The following is a 20029-nucleotide window of genomic DNA, read 5'->3' on the forward strand; positions in this document are numbered from 1 at the left end:
GGAGAACTATGCAGCAGCAGCCTGTATTAACGATGACAGGAGTCACGAAGGCTTTCCCCGGTGTCAAGGCTTTAACGAATGTGGATTTTCAGCTTAGAAGAGGAGAAATTCATGCTTTGATGGGACAGAATGGGGCAGGGAAATCCACCTTGATTAAAGTTTTGACAGGTGTTCATGAGATGGATCATGGCAGCGTGACCTTGAATGGTCAATCTGTACATATCAGATCTCCCAAGGACGCTCAAGCATTAGGGATTAGTACGGTCTATCAGGAAGTGAATCTGTGTCCTAATCTATCCGTAGCAGAGAACTTGTTTATCGGTCGTCAACCGAAGAAGCGCATGGGCGGCATAGACTGGAGTCTCTTGAACCGCAAGGCGGAAGAGCTTCTGGATCGGTTAAGTATCGCGCTTGATGTGACAAAGCCTCTATCGGAATTCTCGGTCGCGATCCAGCAAATGGTCGCTATCGCACGAGCTGTGGATATCTCCTCCGGCTTGCTTATTTTGGATGAACCGACCTCAAGTCTTGATCAGCAGGAAGTCAAAGAGCTTTTTCGGATTATGCGAAAGCTAAAGGATGAGGGGCTGGCGATTGTATTCGTCACACACTTCATGGATCAAGTGTATGAGGTATCCGATCGCATTACGGTGCTTAGAAATGGGGAGCTGGTTGGCGAATATCGAACCGAGGAGCTGCCGAGGATTAAGCTCATATCGAAGATGATCGGGCGTGAATGGCAGGATGAGGAGCAGCAGAGCAAAGTTGCCGGGAAAAGCAATGGCGAAGTATGGGTATCAGCCGAGCAATTAGGACGCCGAGGCTCCATAGAGCCATTTGATATCAAGGTGCGCAAAGGTGAGGTACTGGGGCTTGCCGGCTTGCTTGGTTCAGGGCGCACGGAAATGGCGAAGCTGATTTTTGGGATCGACAAGGCAGATGAAGGCGCTATGACCATTGATAATGATAAAATTCGCACGATGTTTCCGAAAAAAGCGATTGAATATGGATTGGCTTTCTGCCCAGAAGAGCGCAAAGTGGAAGGCATTATCGGAGAATTAACGGTGCGGGAAAATATCGTGATCGCTTTGCAAGCCAAACGAGGGCTACTTCATAACTTATCACTTCGTAAACAGCAAGAAATTGCCGAGCATTACATCAAGCTGCTGAGCATTAAGGTGTCCAGCATGGAACAAAGAATTGATCAATTAAGCGGCGGCAATCAACAGAAAGCAATTCTGGCAAGATGGTTAGCGACGAATCCGAAGCTCCTCATCTTGGATGAGCCGACACGAGGGATCGACGTAGGCTCCAAAGCGGAGATTCGCAAATTAATACTTTCGCTAGCAGCAGAAGGAATGACCATTTTGATGATAACGTCGGAATGGGAAGAAATGGTCGGTTGTTGCGACCGGATTATGGTATTGCGGGATCGGCAAATTATTGGGGAGTTGTCCGGCAATGAAATCGGTGAACAAAGAATTATGCAAATGATCGCAGAAGGAGGGTACCCAAATGATTCGATTCAAGAGCATGTTTCATAATGCTATGCATTCCAAATTGTTTTGGCCCTCAGCCGGGATCGCTTTGATCCTGCTGTTTAATGCGTTCTTTACGCCCGGATTTTTCAATATTCGCTTGCAGGACGGACACTTATTCGGGAGTTTAATTGATATTTTAAATCGAGGCACTCCGATACTGATCATTGCGTTAGGCATGACACTGGTCATTGCCAAAGAGGGCATTGATATTTCCGTAGGTTCGGTGCTGGCTATTGCCGCTTCATTGGCTGCTTTTCTGCTGCAGAAGCATGTTCCCTTTGTCCTCGCCTTATTGGCAGGCCTGGGCATCGGCGCTCTTTGCGGATATTGGAACGGTTTGCTTGTCGCTAAGCTGAAAATCCAGCCGATGATTGCCACGCTTATTCTATTGACGGTGGGGCGAGGCATCGCGCAGCTCATTTCCGGCGGGAAAATCATTACGATTGCCGATCCAGCCTACCGCTTTGTAGGGGGCGGCTACTTGCTGGGCTTGCCTTTCTCCGTCCTGTTGGCGGTCATTGTTTTTGTTATTTTGCACGTTATTACACGCAAGACAGCATTTGGCTTGTTTCTGGAAGCCGTAGGCTCTAATCGTGTATCCAGCGAATTTGCTGGAATTCATTCCACTCGCATTATGATGTCCGTCTACGTCATTTGCGGATTTTGCGCAGCGCTTGCAGGCATCATTGTTAGCTCTAACATTACGGGTGCGGATTCGAATAATGCCGGCCTTTGGTTTGAATTAGATGCGATATTGGCCGTTGTGATCGGGGGGACTTCGATGCGAGGCGGGCGGTTCTACTTAGGTGGAACGGTGTTAGGTGCTCTGTTTATTCAGACCTTAACGACGACGATCTACACGCTTGGTGTGCCGTCGGAATCCGTCATGGTGGTGAAAGCCATTGTCATTATTGTTGTCAGTCTAGTTCAATCGGATGTGTTAAGAGATAAATTAAGTCGTCAGTTTGGCAAAAAAATCAGGAAGAAGGTGCTTGTTAATGAAGCTGCCGCTTAAAATTACATCCTCTAACATCACCATTCTAGCTACGGTGCTTTTGTTCTTTTCCTTGTACGGCACGGGCTCTGCCATGTTCGATAGTTTTTTCTCGATGCAAGTGTTTCTAAATTTGTTTGTCGATAACGCTTTTCTGATCATTGTGGCAACGGGCTTAGCTTTCGTTATTATTACGGGTGGCATTGATCTATCTGTTGCCTCTTTAATCGCTTTGGTGAGTGTCTTATCGGCAGTCATGCTAAGGGCGGGCATTCATCCCTTTGTCGTCATGCCAAGCGTGCTGCTGCTAGGTACGATATTTGGCCTTTTGCAAGGCTATCTGATCTGCCGCTATCATATTCATCCATGGATTGTAACCCTTGGGGGGATGTTTTTAGCGCGCGGCACGTGCTTTTTAATTAGCCCGGAAAGCATCGTAATCGATAATCCGATCTATAGTGCAATATCGAACTATAGAATTCCTATCCCAGGAGAAGGATCGATCTCCATTGGAGTGGTCATTGCGTTAGTGACGGTTGCAGCGGCTGTTTATGTTTCAAGATATACGGCTTTTGGCAGAAATGTATATGCCATTGGAGGCAATGAGAAATCCGCTGAATTAATGGGTCTTCCCGTTTACACGATCAAATTAGCCGTCTATACGTTAAGTGGTTTTTGCTCGGCATTAAGCGGAATTGTTTTTACCTTCTACATGCTCTCTGGATATGGCCTTCATTTGATGGGAGGCGAGATGGATGCGATTGCGGCCTGTGTGATAGGTGGAATTCTGCTTACGGGCGGCTTTGGCTATTTAGTTGGGCCCATGCTTGGCGTATTAAGCGCTGGTGTTATTCAAACGATGATTATGTTTCAAGGCTCATTAAGCTCCTGGTGGACCAAAATCGTCATCGGCTTCCTGTTATTCGCCTTTATTGCTTTGCAGCGCGTCATCGTCTCCAGAAGGGAAAAAAAGCGAAACCCGCTCACGCCAAAAAAACTGAAAAACAACGTCCAAAATGTTGTACGGCTATGATATTATAAAAGCGATCGGGACAATTTTCCAAATCGGAAGATGAAGCTGCAACCTATGCTTTGGCAAACATCAAGAGGAGGATCGCAGTGAAGGCATATCTTCGTTACTGGCAGGACCGCAGCATCCGTTTTAAGCTTAACTGCATCTTCCTCTTAATTATTCTAATCTCCATTCTATCTTTAAGCTTCTGGGGCAGCAGAGCCTACAGCAATTACTCCGAGAATCAGGCGGATCAAAGCACACTGCAGATGATTCATCAGGTAGAGAGCAATGTCGATTATTATATCGAACATTTGAAAGATATCCTTCATTATTTGGGACAGGATGCTAATATTGAGCAATTTATGAAGCTGGATGCAGGTCAAGATCCTTCTAGTCTGGTCGTTACAGAAATTGAGAAAACTTTATCCATGTACGTTGAGCGCAATAAGGAAGTTATGGGCATTATGCTGGTGAATAAGAATGGCACCTTCACTTCCCATGATATGTACCGGATTACTCGTGATCCTCTGACAGAAGAAAGCTGGTATCAAGACGCGATTAAAGCACCAAGCGAAACGATGATTATCAGCAACCCGATTGGGCGGAATGTATCAACGACGCTGAATTACAGCTCTTACGATGTTATGTCGCTCGTACATGCCGTGCAAGATCCTGCAACCAAACAAGTCATGGGTGTCGTTCTCATGGATTTGCGAATGGATATGATCAAATCTATTTTTGAAAATGTGAAGTTAGGCCAATCCGGATTTATGTACATTTTGGACCATAAAGGCAATATTGTGTATGCGCCTACAAACGAAATTGTGTATCGGATTCAAGGAAAGTGGCTGCCAGATGGGTCACAAGGAAGCTTTACGCAAGAAATTAAAGGGCACGCTTATCGCATTTTGTTTAACGATTCCATCACGAACAAATGGAGATTCATAGGGGTTATTCCTAATGATGACTACCAAAGGGTTGTGAAGGATATTCAATTGTATACGTTAATTGTTACACTCATCACGATTGTTTTGGCAGCGCTTTTATCTACCTATTTTACCGGCACCTTGGTTCGTCCGATTCGTAAGCTGATGAGCTTAATGAGGCATGTCAAGAATGGCGAGTTGAATCAACGTTTCGTTTCTGAAACCAAAGATGAAATCGGACAGCTAGGAGATAGCTTTAATCATATGCTCGAAGAAATTAAACATCTAATCAATTTGGTCTATGAGGAGCAGAAAAAAAAGCGGGAGGCTGAGCTTCAAGTGCTTCAAGCGCAAATTAAACCGCATTTTCTATATAATACGCTGGATACGCTGCAATGGATGGCTCAGGAATATGAAGCGGACGATATCATTGAAGTGATTGGCGCGCTGACGAATTTATTTCGAATCGGTTTAAACCGAGGCAATGAATGGATTCCGATACGTGATGAAGTCAAGCATGCTGAAAGTTATATGATTATTCAAATGTCTCGCTATATGGATAAATTAGATTTTAAATTTGATATTCCCGAATCCTTGTATCAATACCATGTCCTCAAGCTCATTCTTCAGCCGTTGATCGAAAATGCCATCTATCATGGAATCAAAGCGAGATCAGGCAAAGGGAAAATTACGATTACAGCTGAGCAGAAGCTGGATCTGATCTGTTTTCGAATTACGGATGATGGGGCAGGTATCCCGCCTGAGAAACTGGAGGAAATGAACCGAATTTTGCATGGCGAGAAAAAACGAGAGGAACATTATGGCATAGGCTTGTTTAATGTGAATGAACGAATTCAACTTACATACGGCACATCTTATGGTCTTCAGATCTATAGTGAGTTAGGCAAAGGAACAACCGTTGAAATCAAGCATCCCAAATTGCAAGAAGCGAAAAAGACAGAATGAGGTGGCAGAATATGTGGAAATTGATGATAGCAGATGATGAACCTCGTATAAGAAATGGTCTTCGAAAAACGCTGCCTTGGTCAGAAATGGGCATTGAGGTTGTCGCAGAAGCGGAAAACGGCAAAGAAGCATTGGAAACCGCAGCCTTAATCTGCCCTGATCTGATGTTTGTGGATATCAACATGCCATTCATGAATGGGCTTGAATTAATTGAAAAACTGCAAGCGCAAAATCCGGATTGCTTGGTAATCGTCATATCGGGACATGATGAGTTTGCTTATGCCCAGCAGGCCGTTCGACTCAATGTCTTCGATTATTTGCTAAAGCCTGTTCAAAAAACAGAGCTTAGCGCAGCGGTAAATAAAGCATTGGAAGTCCTAATGAAGGACAGAGTTGAACTCAAACATACACAATGGATGAACCATAAATTGGAGTTCAATGCGTTAACGATGCGGGAGGAATTTCTAAGCAAGTGGATTACAGGACAGCTTACCAAGGAACAATTTGAGGAGGAATGGCCGTTTTTTCAACTGCATTTCCATGGACAAACCAGTTTGCTGCTGCTGAAACCACTTAGCAAAGTATCGGTCAGTGCGCCGAATAAGATTTGGGACCCTTCCTTGCTGGAATTTGCTATCAAAAATATTCTGAATGAAATGCTTCCGCAATTGCCGGTATCCGCTGTTTTTAGTGTGGGCAAAGGTCGGATTGCTGCGCTAACTCAAATATCAAAGCTGACTGTCTTGCGCGCCATTTATCAAGATTTCGAACGTACTGTGATGAATTATTTGGGCGTTAGTTTGCTTCTTAGTCATGCTGTCGTGGAACAATTTGAACAAGTGCCGGCATCCTATGAACAACTGCATCAAGAGCTCCTCCGTGAAAGTGTCCTGACCCCTATTGTGATGATGACGAAGAAGTACTTAGAAACTTATTACTATAAGGAAGATTTGTCGTTATCGGAAGTGGCCGAACAGATGAATGTGAATGCGACTTATTTAAGCAAATTGTTAAAAAGAGATCTCGGCAAATCGTTCGTAGACTGCCTTACCGATATTCGGATTAAGAAAGCTATCCAGCATTTGAACGATCCGACTTCCAAGATCTACGAAATTGCCCAAAAAGTCGGCTATCAATCGCAGCACTACTTCAGTCATACGTTCAAGAAGATGACAGGCGTATCGCCGCTGGAATATAGAAAACGTGGAGAATATTAGGATGAGAGATCCATCAAGCAATAAACGAGGACCTTTTATTTTCGGGTTGCTTACAGTGGTCGTACTCATGCTGGTCATCTGTGTGTTGAATCTGAAGGCTGTGACCAATGAACCTGATTTCTTGATAGGCATTAGTCAGCCTAATTTAAACGAACCACGGCAAATGATGATGAATAATGAAATTCGCAAAGAAGCCGAAAAGCATAAAAATGTCAGGCTCATTTTTACGGATGCAGCAGAAAATAGTGAGAAGCAAATACACGATGTTCAAAAGCTGATGAACTACGGTATTGATCTTCTCATTATTTCGTTAAATGATTCCGAGAAGCTGACCCCTATCGTGACAGAGGTCTACAAAAATATTCCTGTTATTGTGCTGGGACGCGGAGTTACCGGCTACGACTACTCATTATTTATAGGGTCTGATAATCTTTCCATCGGCAAAAAATCGGGTAAACTAGCTTCAGATTTGCTTGCAGGCACTTCGTCTGAAATTGTAGAAATTAAAGGAAGCATTCATTCCAAATCGGTCGAGGAGACGAGCCATGGCTTTCAAGATTATTTATCGCGGACGCCATCTATTAAGATTGCCCAAGTGATAGACGGAGAATGGCGGCGAGATTTGGCGGAGGACGAATTAAAACGCATATTGCCTTCCAACCCGGGGGTTCGGCTTGTTTTTGCTCACAGCGATGCCATGGCGCTTGGCGCGCACCGGGCGATTGAAGCGCTAGGCTTGCCAAATGTGCCTATCATCGGCATTGATGGGCTGGATACCGAGAACGGCGGATTCGATTTAGTCAAACAAGGTGTGCTAAGCGGTACGGTTACGAGCCCAACAGGGGGCCGAGAATCGATTCAATACGCAATGGATATCATGAACCGTGAGAAGGTGATTCCCAAGAAGATTATTTTGCGAAGTCATCTGATTACACGTAAAAATGTTGACCAAGTGGAAGCAGCCAATGAGCAAAATGACAAGCAGCCTCCCACTACTGGACTAGATGTAAGCACGAAAAAGATTAAGCTGGGCGTAGCTATCGTTGGCTCTGAGAGCAGCTGGCGCGCAGCGAATACGGAATCAATCAAGAACGCAGCTGGCCAAGACGTTGGCATTGATCTCATGATGCAGAACGCAGAGGGGAGCCAGGACAAGCAAATAGAGATTATTCGTCGTTTTATTCAGCAGAAAGTCGATGTCATTGCTTTTACGCCTATCGTAGAAACGGGTTGGGAGCAAGTGTTGACAGAAGCGAAGGCAGCTGGCATACCGGTTATTTTGACGGACAGGAAGGTCAAAGTGGAAGACGATTCCTTGTGGACAACGTTCATTGGCTCGGATTTTGTTGAAGAAGGGCGAAGAGCAGCCAGATGGCTTGTGGAGCACAAGGCGTCTGACAGCGGAGTCACGAACGTATTGGAGCTGCAGGGGACGGCTGGCTCTGCGCCTGCTATTGAGCGAAAACAAGGCTTTGAGGAAGTGCTCTCGCAAAGCAGCGGCTTTCGTGTGCTGGATTCGGAAATTGGCGATTTTACTTATGAAAGCGGGCAAGCTTTAATGAGTAAGGCGATCAGCTTGGGGAAAATTCCGCAAGTTGTCTTCGCTCATAATGATGATATGGCGCTGGGGGCCATCAAAGCGATTGAGAAGGCAGGCTTGAAGCCTGGGAAAGAAATTGTTGTGCTCTCTGTGGATGCCACAAAGCTCGCTTTTCAAGCTATGCAAGCCGGGAAGCTGAACATGTCTGTGGAGTGCAATCCGCTTCTTGGTCCACAAATTATTAAAGCGGTCAAAGATCTCGCCGCAGGCAAAGAAATTCCCGTCAACATCATTACAGCAGAGGGAATTTTCTCGCAAGATACAGCGAAACGTGATATCTCTACACGGAAGTATTAGAAGTGCAAAGTTCTATCCGGCTTGCTGGAAATAAAACGGTGCCACGCGTTCGAGCGGGCTCCGTTTTTCTTATTTCAGGCAAAACTTTATGTTGCCCAATTGACGAAAAGTATAGTGTTACAGTAAACTGTATATAATACATTTAACTGTATCGTAATCAGTTCTGTGTAACAGGAGGGATACTATGAATGGTTATACCGCAAAACAAATCGCGGAGATTCTTCATCAAGACGACCCCAAAATGAATTTGAGAACAGTAAGATACTACACACAAATAGGAATGGTACCGCCATTAGAGTTGTCCGGCAATAAAAGGGTGTATACGGATACACATGTTTACTACTTTCGAGCCATTATCACTTTATCAAGAATAGGTGAAACGTTAGCTTCCATCCAAGAAAAATTTAAAACGCTCTCGATAGAAGAAGTAGAGAAGATCGGCCAACAGATGCACCTTTATGATCCAAGTCGTGTTCTGCAAAACGAAACGCTCACGCTATCTGAGGATGTCACAATAACGCTAAGCCCGCGAATTTCAGCCGAATTAAAACAAAAAGTTATTGACTCTGTTTCTCAGGTCTTAAGGGGGGAAACGAAATGAGACTCAATTTGAGGTTGGCTAAATCAATCATGGAGCAGGAAGAAGGGATGAATCATTTATGGATTCAGATCTTTCCTGCGGATTTTTCAACAGTAGTAAAAGCAGAAGTGTGCATTGAGCTCCCCAATGGACTCCATCGTGCACCTAATCTTAACGGATATGATGAAAGTGAATCGAAGATTATCTGGCTTGAAATCTCACAGGATAAGGATATATTTGTTGAATTGTACACACAAGCCGCAGTGGATTGCGGCGAAGCGTTAATTACAGTGACACTTCGCTACAAGGATCAGTCAAACAGTTGCAAAGAACTCATACAACAGATCCCTATTCGCTTCGTCAGTGAAGATGATATGGATGATCTCGAGATTGACGAACAACTGATTGAGCATCTGAAAGAGTTAGGCAGCTCTACTGGGATATTGCCGAAAACTGAAATAGAATTCGTAAATATCCAGCCTAAAATCGTTGATTTGAGGAGTAATAAATACGCTTATCTCGAGAAGAAATACCGTGTAGATTACTAGATGGGGAGGACCTAATCCATGAATCTGATTCCTTATGTTGTTGAACAATCGGCAAGAGGCGAACGAGCTTATGACATATATTCGCGGCTTCTCCAAGACCGCATCATTTTTGTATCAGGTGAAATTTCCGATGAAGTAGCAAATAGTGTCATCGCACAGTTGTTATTTTTGGATGCAACTGACTCGGAGAAGGACATCAGCATGTATATCAACTCCCCTGGCGGCTCCATATCGGCAGGAATGGGCATCTATGATACGATGCAGTTCGTCAAATCCGATATATCCACCTTATGCGTTGGAATGGCTGCTTCCATGGGAGCTTTTCTATTGGCAAATGGAGCAAAAGGTAAACGGTTTGCGCTGCCGAACAGCGAAATCATGATTCACCAACCTCTCGGGGGAGCACGCGGTCAAGCAAGCGATATCGCAATCAGCGCTAAACGTATTTTGCGGATACGTGACCATATTAATCAGATCTTAGCGCGGCAAACCGATCAGCCCATTGAAAAGGTAGAAAAAGACACCGATCGCGATCATTTTATGGATGCCCATGAAGCGAAAATTTACGGTATCATCGATGAGGTTATTCGTAAAGCTTAAACAGGTTTTAGAAAAAAATCCCCTCCTCAGCTCTGGGCCAAATGATATACCAGAGTGAGGAGGGGATATTTTAGAAGCTTAGGGCAATTTCACGTGATTGTTGGATTGCTTTTTCTTTGATCAGGTGGGCTTGATCAGGTGTCTCGGCCATACCTTCCACGAAGATGCCTTTAAAGTAAGGAACTCCAAAAAATTCCATAATGCCAGCCAGGTGGCGATGACCCATTTCATAGTCTGCATTCGCGGACCCCGAAGAAAGTCGGCTGCCGCTTGCTTGAATGTGAACCGCTTTTTTATCACCCAGCAGGCCAATTCGTCCTATATCCTTCACATACTTAAAGGTTTTGCCTGCAACGCAGATGGCGTCGATGTAAGCTTTCATAACGGGCGGGTAGGAATAATTCCATATCGGACTGACAAATACATATTTATCAGCAGCAACAAATTGATCTACGAGTTCGCCAAGACGACTGACTTTTGTTTTCTCAGCTAAGGTCAATTCTCCAAATCCCTTGCCGGCCCCCAGCTTGCCCCATCCGCTAAAAACATCGGCATCAATTTGTGGAATATCCATTTGGAATAGATCAAGATAAACGACTTCATCCTGTGGATTAGCCGAACGGTAGGCCTCTACGAACTCTTTTCCTACTGCTGAGCTATAGGATGCCTCATGATCGTTCGGATTTGCTATGATATATAATACGGTTGCCATACTAAAATTGCCTCCTTCAAGTGGTGAATGAAGCCGATTTCTCAGCCTTTCACTACAATGACGGATCAAACTTCAGGAGTGTGACAGAGGTGATCAAGCCTAGTATGAAAATCAACGAATGATAAAATCTTGTCACATTAGGTGGATTTCGTTCGTCAATTAGGTATATAGACTAAATTCAGATAAAGAAGGTATTTAAATGATGAGCGAACATGAATGGTTGGCCGAGCAATTCGAAGAGCATCGGAATCACTTGCAGGGAGTGGCTTATCGCATGCTTGGATCATTGAGTGAAGCAGAGGATGCGGTACAGGAATCATGGCTGCGCCTTAGCCGTTCGGAAACGAGCGCTGTTGTGAACCTGGGAGGATGGTTGACAACGGTTGTTTCCCGGGTGTGCCTGGATATGCTGCGTTCTCGAAAATCAAGACGCGAAGATTCAATAGAAATTCAAGTACCTGAGACGTTGGCAAGTCATGAGGACGGGAGCGATCCCGAACGAGAAGCATTGCTGGCTGATTCTGTTGGACTGGCGCTGCTGGTCGTACTTGGCACGCTGAGTCCTGCAGAACGCATTACGTTCGTGCTGCACGATATTTTTGCTATCCCTTTCCATGAGATAGCCCCCATTGTGGGAAAGTCCGAAGCGGCAGCCAGACAGCTAGCAAGCCGGGCACGACGCCGGGTGCAGGGAACGGCGACGGCGTCTGAAGCGGATCTTGCTCGTCAACGCGAGCTTATTGACGCTTTCCTTGCTGCCGCGCATTCCGGTGATTTCGATGCGCTGGTAGCGGCGCTTGATCCAGATGTTGTGCTCCGGGATGATCGTCAGACAGGAGCATTAAGTGTAACGCGAGGCGCGGTAGCGCTGGCCAAGCAGGTATCGGGACGTGCGCAAGCTGCGCAGCCAGCCCTGGTGAACGGCGCAGTAGGCATCATCGCAGCTCCTCGCGGAAGACTTCTCTATGTCCTTCAATTTACAATGAAGGACGGGAAGATCACAGAGGTCGATTTGATCTCCAGCCCCTCGCGCATAAGCCAGCTTGACCTGGCGGTGTTGGACCCGGCTGGAAGATAAATCAGGATTGAGGCCGTCTAACGCCTGAGCTTGTTTACTTTTAACAATGCGGTTGATTAGTTTTAATCTGTACTTTACAGGGGGATTGTATACTTACCGTATGGCCGACATTCGAAAATACGGAGGATTACATCATGGGCATTCACTCTTATTTTAGATCTCTAAATGAATTAGAAAGAATCATAAGGTGCCCGGGCAAGTTCAAGTTTGAGGAGCACAGCGTCGCAGCACATTCCTGGAAAGTCATTCAATATGCCAAAACGCTTGCAGACATCGAAGAGAAACATGGAGCCAGTATCAACTGGAAAAAATTATATGAAATTACCAGCAGCCACGATTATGGCGAAATCTTCATTGGGGATATCAAAACGCCAGTCAAGCATGCTTCGCCTGAACTTAGGCTGTTAATACAAAAGGTAGAAGAAGGCATGGTGTATAACTTTATTGAGGAACATATCCCGGAAGAATTCAAAGAAATATTTCATAATCAACTGCGCGAAGGCAAAGATGAATCCATTGAAGGATTGATTCTGGAGGTTGCCGATAAGATGGACCAAGTGTATGAGGCTTTTGCTGAAATACAGAAGGGAAACACGGAGAAAGAATTTGTCAAAATGTACCGAAATGCCTTAATCAAAATCAAAAATATTGATTTGCATTGTGTGGACTATTTCTTGAGCCATATTCTGCCGGACATGGTGAACGATGAAATCACTTCTTCCGTTGACATTAGACGAATAACCGAAGAGGCCTTGGCTGACAATGGCGCCTGAGACTGAGTTGCTGATACAATTTTTCATTCATATTCTTATATGAACGGAGCCGCGTGGTTTGCGGACTCCGTTTTTAGTTTGGGGGACTCGTTGTTAAAGATGAGCGGCCTTTAATGCTTGATGATTAACGTAAACAATCTTGGATACGATGCAAGCAAGTGCCAGCACAATAAAGAGAATGCCACTCCAGATGGTTCCATGCACGTCTGTACCGGATATAAACCATCCGCCAACAATCGATCCCATCGACACCCCGAGATTAATAAAAGAAATATACAATCCTGTTGCAAATTCAGGAGCTTCTCGAGCCTCAGAGGTTAACCAAATCTGGGTTACAATCAATCCGCTGGTATGTGCGGCTCCCCATATAATCATGAGGATGAAAAAGGGCAAAAAAGAGGATTCCCCCAGATAAAGAAGCAGGAATGAGAGCGCTAGGGCAATCGGCTGGAAAATGGTCGTTTTCACCATATTTATGGCCAGCAGTCTCCCAGCTAACAGGTTCCCAGCCACACCTCCAACCCCAAAAACGACAAGCATGATACTTATTACTTTGCCACTCATGCCTAGTACTTGCCCCAAGTATTCTGTGGAATAGCTGTAGACGGAAAACATCGCGGCAAATAGAAAAGTGGAGGCGCCAATATTTATCCAAAGGGGGACTTTACGCAGTATGCCGAGTTGTTTCTTGTAGGATAATTGCTCGGCTTTGGGCGTTCGTGGCAGCATAATGGCGATCCCAATGCCTGCAGCGGTATTTACAACGGTACAGAAAATAAAAGCTGCTTCGAAGGAGAACTGACCCGCAAGATAAGAAGTAATCGGGACCCCAAGAACCATTCCCATACTCGTGCCAACAAATGCTTTGGCGGAAGCTTGCGTGGTTTTCTCCTTAGGATAAAGTGAAGCTGCTGCAACAAAAGCTAGGGAAAAATAGACAGGGTGGAACAACGCCGGGACGATCCGAAGCACCATCAGTATATAGAAATTGGAGGTATAAGCAGACAATAAACTGGCTCCAGCAAAAATAAATAAAGAGATTATCATGACAGGCTTACGATTAAATTTTGAGAGAAATAAGACCATAAAGGGACCAAAAAGTGCAATGACAAGTGCAAACACTCCGACGAGCATTCCGGCTTGAGACGTGCTGACATGATAACGTTCAATAATAGAGGGCAGTATCCCGACAACGCCAAACTCAATGGTATATACGCCAAATAAACCTAGAGCAATAAAGAAAATAGGGTTTAGGGGTCTTCTTGTAGATCGTATTAGCGACAAAGCGACCACTCCTTCATGATTTTGTAGGTGAAGAGCCTTGGCCAGTTCATACCGGACCAAGGCTCCTGTATTCGTTCTTTACTCGTTGATTTTGTTATAAACCGCTTCGCACAGGTCAATGGTAAACTGGCCCGACATGCCTTCCAATGCCGTATTGGTGAAGGCCACAACGCTGAGGCGCTGCACCGGATCGACGAACCATGAATGCCCATAAGTGCCGCCCATGCGCCAAGTACCAGGTGACTCGGGCGTGTTTGCGGCAATGGGATCTTTAAGCACTGTAATGCCTAAGCCGAAGCCGCGCCCTGGCCAAAAGGGCATAGGGAGATCACCGATTTGGTTGGTCGTCATCTCACGAACCAATGCCTCTGGCAGAAGCGGCGATCCGTCCTTGCGTAATGTTTCGAGCAATAACAAGAAGTCGCCTGCACTGCCAACCATGCCGGCTCCCCCAGAAGGATAGGCGCTGCTGTCCAGTGCCCGGCCAGGGGATAGTTTGAAGCCTGCCGTACCTTCTAGAAAGGCAATGCTATCGGGATCATGCAGAGGCCGCGGCTCTGGAGCATGATTAGCATAAGCAGTAGCCAGCCGTGTTGGATCGGCAGCAGTAAAACCAGTGTCGCGCATGCCAAGCGGCTGTGTCACCAGCGCATGTATGGCCTCGCCAAGCGCGGTGTCAGTGACCTCGGCAATTACAGCTCCCAGCACATCGGTTGCAATGGAATATTTCCATTCGGTGCCTGGCGTATAGAGGAGCGGTACGGAGGCTAGACGGCGCAGGTTTTCTTGGAGTGTAATTCCTGGCTGATCCATGCCATCGGATACCCCGGCACGCTGATAGGCGCCATTCTCTTCTTGAAAGAATCGATAAGTCAGTCCAGCGGTATGTGTCAGTAAGTGACGAATCGTCAATGCTGCGAATTCGCCATTTTGCAGACGCGGCCGAAACGCTGGAAGCCAGCGGTCAACGCGATCGTCCAACTGCATGCGGCCTTGCGCAACGAGGACGAGGGCGGCTGTTGAAACGATTGGCTTGGTAACTGAGGCCAGTCGAAATAAGGCATTTTCTCGCATAGGGCGGTTCCTCTCGCGGTCGGCAAGACCAACAGCCCGGTTATAAACCAACTCGCCGTCTAAGGCGACTTGAATGACAGCGCCAACCAATCTTTTGTCCGCGATCGTGCGCTCGATGACCTCATCGATGCAACCAGGCAAATGGTCAGAGTTCATGATGTTTGAATGTATCGTGCTCAATATGCTCATCCTTTCGAAATAGTTAAAGCCTTTGGCGCTTTACTATTGTAAGTTTATTTTATAAAATTAGTTATGTTAATTACATAAGCCAATAAAGCTAAATCGAGCTTGCTACGGATAAAATCAAGGTATTTAGCAGGGGAAAACCTTTAATTTAAAGGAGTGAATTTCAATGGACAATATAGATAAGCAAATCCTTTTTCACCTTCAAAGCCAAGCGAGAATATCAATGACGGAACTGGGGAAATGCGTCAATTTATCTCAACCCGCCGTAACAGAAAGAGTTAGGCGTATGGAAGAAAAAGGAGTCATCAGGGAGTATCGCACGATTGTTTCCCCTGAGAAAATTGGCAAACAGGCGGCTGCCTATATGCTTTTTCATTCAAGAGACTGTCACGCATTCGTTGACTTCTGCCGTTCAACTCCCGATGTGGTGGAATGTTACCGCATAAGTGGAGAACACAATTACTTATTGAAAGTGATGTCCGACTCCACGAAAGCCCTCGAAGAATTCGGGAACCAATGTGATAAATACGGGACCTATACGATTCTGATCGTGATGTCGTCGCCAATCGAACATAAATTTCTTATTCCTTCTCTTGAAGAAACAAGCATCAACCTGCTGAGCTAGATTTCGATTGCCATCTTTCATAGGCGCTTGTTATAATTCTCCAAAAAGGATGTGTTGCGAATATGAGTTATCCGTTTCCCATCATTACCGCGCACTGCGGCAGCATGAATACGCTCGATCATACGCTGTTATCTGTACAAACAGGGCTTCAGCTTGGTGCGGATGTCGTGGAGGAAGACATCAGAGTAACGAAGGATGGCATTCCCGTGCTGGCTCATAATGATGAATGGGTGACCGCCGATGGATGGAAAGTGTCCCTTTCGCGAATGACCTACGAAGAATTAAAGGAGCTCCAAATCGAGGTCACTCATGGTCAGCAGCGCAAAACGTTTGCGATTTGCAGACTGGAAGACATTCTGCCAGTTATCCAAGATTTAGGTAAAACTGTGAATTTGGATGTAAAGGTCGACGAGAGCATCGGACCTATTGCCGCGTTAGTGAAGAAGTTTGACATGGCTGGCCAGGTGTTTCTGTCTGGATGCGGACTGAATCGAGCAGAGCTTGCTGAGCGTTCAAATCCTGATCTGCGAAAACTTCTGAATGCTGACAGCACTCTTTTCCAAACACTTTCGTACCAGGACGCAATGGTAAAAACCTGCGAGGATGCTCTTTCAGCCTCCTGTTTCGGGATCAACATCGAGCATATCCACGTTCGCCAAGAGCTGATGGCGTATGCCCAATCATTGGGTCTTCCGGTTTATATTTGGACAGTGAATGAAGAAAAGCTGATGCGTTCGTACATAGATTTGGGCGTTGCGTCGATTACGACACGAGATGTTGCCTTGTTGGTTAAATTGAAGCAAGAGCTGGGAAAGCGTGACTAAGCTTCGGTTTTAAGCAGAAATGTGATTTATTTTTTCCATTTAGCCGCAAAATCGGTTATTATGTGTAATGAAATAAAAAAAGAAAGTGGGATCAATCGTGGGCCGTAAATGGAATAACATTAAAGAAAAGAAAGCTTCCAAAGATGCAAATACAAGTCGGATTTACGCGAAGTTCGGACTGGAAATTTATGTGGCAGCTCGTAAAGGGGAACCAGATCCTGAAGCGAATCGTGCTTTGAAAGTTGTGCTCGAGCGTGCCAAAACCTATAATGTACCAAAAGCGATTATTGATCGCGCGATTGATAAAGCCAAAGGCAGCTCGGATGAAATTTATGAGGAGCTTCGTTATGAGGGCTTCGGACCGAACGGCGCGATGGTCATCGTGGATACATTGACGAATAACGTGAACCGTACGGCATCAAGCGTGCGAGCTGCATTTAGCAAAAATGGCGGTAATATGGGTGTTAACGGCTCAGTCGCTTACATGTTCGATGCTACAGCTGTTATTGGGATTGAAGGCAAGAGCATCGATGATATCATGGAGCTTTTGCTGGAAGCGGATGTCGACGTTCGTGATCTTGTTGAAGAAGATGAAATCGTCATGGTTTACGCGGATCCGGAGCAGTTCCACGCTGTTCAAGAGTCTTTCAAAAAGGCTGGAATCACGGAGTTTTCCATTGCTGAAGTAACGATGTTGGCTCAGAACAACGTCAGCTTGCCGGAAGAAGGACAAGTGCAATTTGATAAATTGATTGATGCTTTGGAAGATTTAGAGGATGTTCAGCAAGTGTTTCATAACGTCGAATAATGGTACTCGAATACATGTTTTAATTATCCGCGCTCTGCGCGGTTTTTTTTATTTACGGGAGTTGAATTAGAAAATCATGGACAAAATAGATGAGGTTTTTCTGTGGTTTTGAAATGAAGAAAAGGAGTGTTCACTCATGAGATTTCATTCGAAAGTAGCGATTGTTACAGGCGGTGCAAGCGGAATTGGGGAGGTAGCAGCCCGCTTATTTGCTGAAGAAGGGGCTAAGGTTGTTATTGCCGACTTTTCAGATCGGGGGCAAGCGGTTTCGGATCAATTGAATGCGAAGGGTTTGGATACTTTGTTTGTAAAAACCGATGTGTCCAAAGAGGATGATGTCATTCATATGGTAACCCAAACGGTGAATACATATGGCAAATTGGATATTTTATTCGCTAACGCGGGAATAGCTAAGGACGCGCCAGCAGATCAACTAAGTATGGAGGCATGGCAAAGAACAATTGATATCAATCTAACAGGTGTATTTCTTTGCGATAAATATGCGATCAAGCAGATGCTTGCACAAGGTACAGGAGGCTCCATCGTGAACTGCGGCTCGATTCACAGTCACGTAGGCAAAGCGAGCGTCACGGCGTACGCTTCGGCCAAAGCGGAGTTAAACTGTTGACACAGTCGCTTGGCGCAGACTACGCAACCAAAGGGATTCGAATTAACGCGGTATGCCCAGGGTATATTGACACCCCGCTCATTGAAGGACGGAGCGAGGCGGTTACGCAGCACTTAGTTGGACTACACCCTATGGGGCGTCTAGGCAAACCGGAAGAAGTCGCCAAAGCGGTGCTGTTCCTCGCCAGTGAAGATGCCTCTTTTATCACAGGAACGAGCCTGCTGGTAGATGGCGGATATACGGCCGTCTGATCAAAGCAAAGACCTGGACACGAGAAATGTGTCCAGGTCTTTTTTTGGCGTATTAGTTGTTAGTTTGCGAAGGGTTATGATGGTGTGTATGGTGATGCATACCTTGTGTATGGTGATGCTGCATTTCATGCATATGGTGGTGCTGAGTACCTTGTGCATGATGATGCGGTTGGTGATGGACAGTTTGTGCATGGTGATGATGCGGGTGCTGAGCCAGAAGATGAGGGTGCGGATAGTAGGCTAGGTGATGTATAGGATGGTAAGCAAGATGATGCATAGGGTGGTAGGCATGGTGATGGTGCGGATGGTAAGCATAGTGATGTTGTGGATGGTAAACATGATGCGGTTGTTGATGGTGGGCAAAGTGTTGCTGCGGATGCGCAGGATAATGCACGCCTGGTGCTGCTGCAATAGGTTGTTGATAGATAGGCTGGTTATCCCCGGTCCAAGTTGGCGCTGGCGCTGGGGCTGGCATTGGCATTGGCATTGGTGTTGGCGCTTGTTGAACTGGAAGGAGCGATTCATTTCTTGTTGCTTGTTGATAAAAAGGGAGGTTATCCTCCGTTGATGCATTACGTTGTGTCATTGTTCTTTCCCCTTTCTGATGTAGGCATACGTCATCCTATGCAAGGAGTAGAAAACAGGGCACTTGTCTATAGAAATTTTTTCTTTTTTTAATGGCATCGCTTCATCGAACATAGATCGAATCCCCGATTTTCACCGTAATGTGCTTCTTCCGATCACTGCCCTGGAATGGCGCGAAGTAGGTAAAGTCGGGATGTACATACCGATCCGTCATGAATGCTGATTGCATACTGCCATCCAATCTGTATTTGTTCAAAATCGTAATGACCACTTCTGCTGAGGTGATGCCCAGTCCATGACCGTGTCCATAATAGAGACCTTCCTCGATCATGACGACATTTTCGCCTTTCCACCAAGGCAGCATAGGATGAACCTCGGGGTTCTCAAAATAGATGATATCCCCCGTAATGGCTTCCTCATTCCCGATTCGGTCGACCAGGTGCAGCTTGCTGTTGGATTGCCAATCAAATATTAAAAGATCTGAAGTCATCCTATCGAATTGCCTAGGGTCGATGGATTCTAATATCGCTTTGTACAAGACGACGATGACAGCCATGGAACACTCGAAAGCATAGGCGCTTCCATTGGTGAAAATATCGCGAATTGCCTCTTGCGGGGAAGCGCCGGCATTCAACTTGAATCTTCCCTGATCGGTTATGTGCCAATAGGCGGGATTAGCCATGGATTTTGTGAGATCAGCGAAATAGACGCCGCTGGTGCTGAGCGCTTTCGCGGACTCCATGATTTGGGATCGCATGTTTAGTTCAAATAAGAGGGTATCCACCGAGTCATAGTGATACTCTACAGCGCTGTTATTTTTTTTCTGAAAAATAGTTAATTCCTGCCCAGTCAGCGTACCTTCACCGAAGGTTATTTGGTTGGTTCCTGTGAGAATGATCATGGACGTCTCCTCATTT

The 20029-nt window shown here is 45.7% G+C and carries 19 protein-coding genes and 1 pseudogene; 15 read left to right on the top strand and 5 right to left on the bottom strand.

Going from position 1 to position 20029, the window contains the following annotated elements; genetic code table 11:
• Positions 1 to 8 precede the first annotated feature (8 nt).
• From BC351_RS11805 to clpP, 9 genes are all read left to right on the top strand, one after another.
• Positions 9 to 1544: a sugar ABC transporter ATP-binding protein gene (locus BC351_RS11805; protein ID WP_079412121.1), complete on the top strand. Its 1536-nt coding sequence runs from the start codon at positions 9 to 11 to the stop codon at positions 1542 to 1544.
• The gene (locus tag BC351_RS11810; protein WP_079412123.1) at positions 1516 to 2556 is read left to right on the top strand and encodes an ABC transporter permease; all 1041 of its coding nucleotides are present in this window, start codon (positions 1516 to 1518) and stop codon (positions 2554 to 2556) included. The genes BC351_RS11805 and BC351_RS11810 overlap by 29 nt, the downstream gene beginning before the upstream one ends.
• Positions 2540 to 3568, top strand: coding sequence for a galactofuranose ABC transporter, permease protein YjfF (gene yjfF, locus BC351_RS11815; protein ID WP_079412125.1), 1029 nt, complete (start codon positions 2540 to 2542; stop codon positions 3566 to 3568). The genes BC351_RS11810 and yjfF overlap by 17 nt, the downstream gene beginning before the upstream one ends.
• An 86-nt stretch (positions 3569 to 3654) precedes the next feature.
• Entirely contained in the window at positions 3655 to 5442 is a 1788-nt protein-coding gene (locus tag BC351_RS11820; RefSeq protein WP_079412127.1) for a cache domain-containing sensor histidine kinase, read from the top strand.
• A gap of 11 nt (positions 5443 to 5453) precedes the next feature.
• Positions 5454 to 6659: a response regulator transcription factor gene (locus tag BC351_RS11825; RefSeq protein ID WP_158082058.1), complete on the top strand. Its 1206-nt coding sequence runs from the start codon at positions 5454 to 5456 to the stop codon at positions 6657 to 6659.
• A 1-nt stretch (position 6660) separates the two neighbouring features.
• Complete coding sequence (locus tag BC351_RS11830; protein ID WP_208629702.1) at positions 6661 to 8556, top strand: substrate-binding domain-containing protein; 1896 nt, start codon at positions 6661 to 6663, stop codon at positions 8554 to 8556.
• A gap of 184 nt (positions 8557 to 8740) precedes the next feature.
• Positions 8741 to 9157 carry a MerR family transcriptional regulator gene (locus BC351_RS11835; protein WP_079412131.1) on the top strand — a complete coding sequence of 139 codons (417 nt, stop codon included), beginning with the start codon at positions 8741 to 8743 and terminating at the stop codon, positions 9155 to 9157.
• The gene (locus tag BC351_RS11840) at positions 9154 to 9684 is read left to right on the top strand and encodes a hypothetical protein (protein WP_079412133.1); all 531 of its coding nucleotides are present in this window, start codon (positions 9154 to 9156) and stop codon (positions 9682 to 9684) included. Before BC351_RS11835 ends, BC351_RS11840 begins: the two co-directional genes overlap by 4 nt.
• 18 nt (positions 9685 to 9702) lie before the next feature.
• Positions 9703 to 10284, top strand: coding sequence for an ATP-dependent Clp endopeptidase proteolytic subunit ClpP (gene clpP / locus BC351_RS11845; protein WP_079412134.1), 582 nt, complete (start codon positions 9703 to 9705; stop codon positions 10282 to 10284).
• Positions 10285 to 10354: 70 nt separating this feature from the next.
• On the opposite strand, the gene BC351_RS11850 is transcribed toward clpP, so the two are convergent.
• A complete protein-coding gene (locus BC351_RS11850; RefSeq protein WP_079412136.1) occupies positions 10355 to 10996 on the bottom strand; it encodes an NAD(P)H-dependent oxidoreductase in 642 nt (213 codons plus the stop codon).
• Positions 10997 to 11198: 202 nt separating this feature from the next.
• Between BC351_RS11850 and BC351_RS11855 the strand changes: the two genes are divergently transcribed.
• Entirely contained in the window at positions 11199 to 12074 is an 876-nt protein-coding gene (locus BC351_RS11855) for a sigma-70 family RNA polymerase sigma factor (RefSeq protein ID WP_079412399.1), read from the top strand.
• Positions 12075 to 12208: 134 nt separating this feature from the next.
• A complete protein-coding gene (locus BC351_RS11860; protein ID WP_079412138.1) occupies positions 12209 to 12847 on the top strand; it encodes a YfbR-like 5'-deoxynucleotidase in 639 nt (212 codons plus the stop codon).
• Positions 12848 to 12940: 93 nt separating this feature from the next.
• On the opposite strand, the gene BC351_RS11865 is transcribed toward BC351_RS11860, so the two are convergent.
• Complete coding sequence (locus tag BC351_RS11865; protein ID WP_244208968.1) at positions 12941 to 14131, bottom strand: MFS transporter; 1191 nt, start codon at positions 14129 to 14131, stop codon at positions 12941 to 12943.
• A 78-nt stretch (positions 14132 to 14209) separates the two neighbouring features.
• Complete coding sequence (locus tag BC351_RS11870; protein ID WP_079412403.1) at positions 14210 to 15361, bottom strand: serine hydrolase domain-containing protein; 1152 nt, start codon at positions 15359 to 15361, stop codon at positions 14210 to 14212.
• Positions 15362 to 15557: 196 nt separating this feature from the next.
• Between BC351_RS11870 and BC351_RS11875 the strand changes: the two genes are divergently transcribed.
• From BC351_RS11875 to BC351_RS11890, 4 genes and pseudogenes are all read left to right on the top strand, one after another.
• Positions 15558 to 16016: an Lrp/AsnC family transcriptional regulator gene (locus tag BC351_RS11875; protein WP_079412140.1), complete on the top strand. Its 459-nt coding sequence runs from the start codon at positions 15558 to 15560 to the stop codon at positions 16014 to 16016.
• 62 nt (positions 16017 to 16078) lie between these two features.
• Positions 16079 to 16840: a glycerophosphodiester phosphodiesterase gene (locus tag BC351_RS11880; RefSeq protein ID WP_079412142.1), complete on the top strand. Its 762-nt coding sequence runs from the start codon at positions 16079 to 16081 to the stop codon at positions 16838 to 16840.
• A 97-nt stretch (positions 16841 to 16937) separates the two neighbouring features.
• Positions 16938 to 17648, top strand: a complete 711-nt coding sequence (locus BC351_RS11885) for a YebC/PmpR family DNA-binding transcriptional regulator (protein ID WP_079412144.1) — start codon at positions 16938 to 16940, stop codon at positions 17646 to 17648.
• 136 nt (positions 17649 to 17784) lie between these two features.
• Positions 17785 to 18527 (top strand): annotated as a pseudogene (locus BC351_RS11890) (SDR family NAD(P)-dependent oxidoreductase).
• Positions 18528 to 18579: 52 nt separating this feature from the next.
• Here BC351_RS11890 and BC351_RS41525 read toward each other — a convergent pair.
• Positions 18580 to 19113 carry a hypothetical protein gene (locus BC351_RS41525; RefSeq protein ID WP_144028362.1) on the bottom strand — a complete coding sequence of 178 codons (534 nt, stop codon included), beginning with the start codon at positions 19111 to 19113 and terminating at the stop codon, positions 18580 to 18582.
• A gap of 102 nt (positions 19114 to 19215) precedes the next feature.
• Entirely contained in the window at positions 19216 to 20013 is a 798-nt protein-coding gene (locus tag BC351_RS11900) for a hypothetical protein (protein ID WP_079412148.1), read from the bottom strand.
• Positions 20014 to 20029 lie beyond the last annotated feature (16 nt).

This window comes from Paenibacillus ferrarius, assembly GCF_002027705.1.
Classification (GTDB): Bacteria; Bacillota; Bacilli; order Paenibacillales; family NBRC-103111; genus Paenibacillus_E; species Paenibacillus_E ferrarius.

What these genes read in the sequence shown, in the direction of transcription:
- BC351_RS11805 (WP_079412121.1), top strand. Translation starts at nt 9, where the DNA reads ATGCAGCAGCAGCCTGTATTAACGATGACAGGAGTCACGAAGGCTTTC.
- BC351_RS11810 (WP_079412123.1), top strand. Translation starts at nt 1,516, where the DNA reads ATGATTCGATTCAAGAGCATGTTTCATAATGCTATGCATTCCAAATTG.
- yjfF (WP_079412125.1), top strand. Translation starts at nt 2,540, where the DNA reads ATGAAGCTGCCGCTTAAAATTACATCCTCTAACATCACCATTCTAGCT.
- BC351_RS11825 (WP_158082058.1), top strand. Translation starts at nt 5,454, where the DNA reads ATGTGGAAATTGATGATAGCAGATGATGAACCTCGTATAAGAAATGGT.
- BC351_RS11830 (WP_208629702.1), top strand. Translation starts at nt 6,661, where the DNA reads ATGAGAGATCCATCAAGCAATAAACGAGGACCTTTTATTTTCGGGTTG.
- BC351_RS11835 (WP_079412131.1), top strand. Translation starts at nt 8,741, where the DNA reads ATGAATGGTTATACCGCAAAACAAATCGCGGAGATTCTTCATCAAGAC.
- BC351_RS11840 (WP_079412133.1), top strand. Translation starts at nt 9,154, where the DNA reads ATGAGACTCAATTTGAGGTTGGCTAAATCAATCATGGAGCAGGAAGAA.
- clpP (WP_079412134.1), top strand. Translation starts at nt 9,703, where the DNA reads ATGAATCTGATTCCTTATGTTGTTGAACAATCGGCAAGAGGCGAACGA.
- BC351_RS11850 (WP_079412136.1), bottom strand. Translation starts at nt 10,996, where the DNA reads ATGGCAACCGTATTATATATCATAGCAAATCCGAACGATCATGAGGCA.
- BC351_RS11855 (WP_079412399.1), top strand. Translation starts at nt 11,199, where the DNA reads ATGAGCGAACATGAATGGTTGGCCGAGCAATTCGAAGAGCATCGGAAT.
- BC351_RS11860 (WP_079412138.1), top strand. Translation starts at nt 12,209, where the DNA reads ATGGGCATTCACTCTTATTTTAGATCTCTAAATGAATTAGAAAGAATC.
- BC351_RS11870 (WP_079412403.1), bottom strand. Translation starts at nt 15,361, where the DNA reads ATGAACTCTGACCATTTGCCTGGTTGCATCGATGAGGTCATCGAGCGC.
- BC351_RS11875 (WP_079412140.1), top strand. Translation starts at nt 15,558, where the DNA reads ATGGACAATATAGATAAGCAAATCCTTTTTCACCTTCAAAGCCAAGCG.
- BC351_RS11880 (WP_079412142.1), top strand. Translation starts at nt 16,079, where the DNA reads ATGAGTTATCCGTTTCCCATCATTACCGCGCACTGCGGCAGCATGAAT.
- BC351_RS41525 (WP_144028362.1), bottom strand. Translation starts at nt 19,113, where the DNA reads ATGACACAACGTAATGCATCAACGGAGGATAACCTCCCTTTTTATCAA.
- BC351_RS11900 (WP_079412148.1), bottom strand. Translation starts at nt 20,013, where the DNA reads ATGATCATTCTCACAGGAACCAACCAAATAACCTTCGGTGAAGGTACG.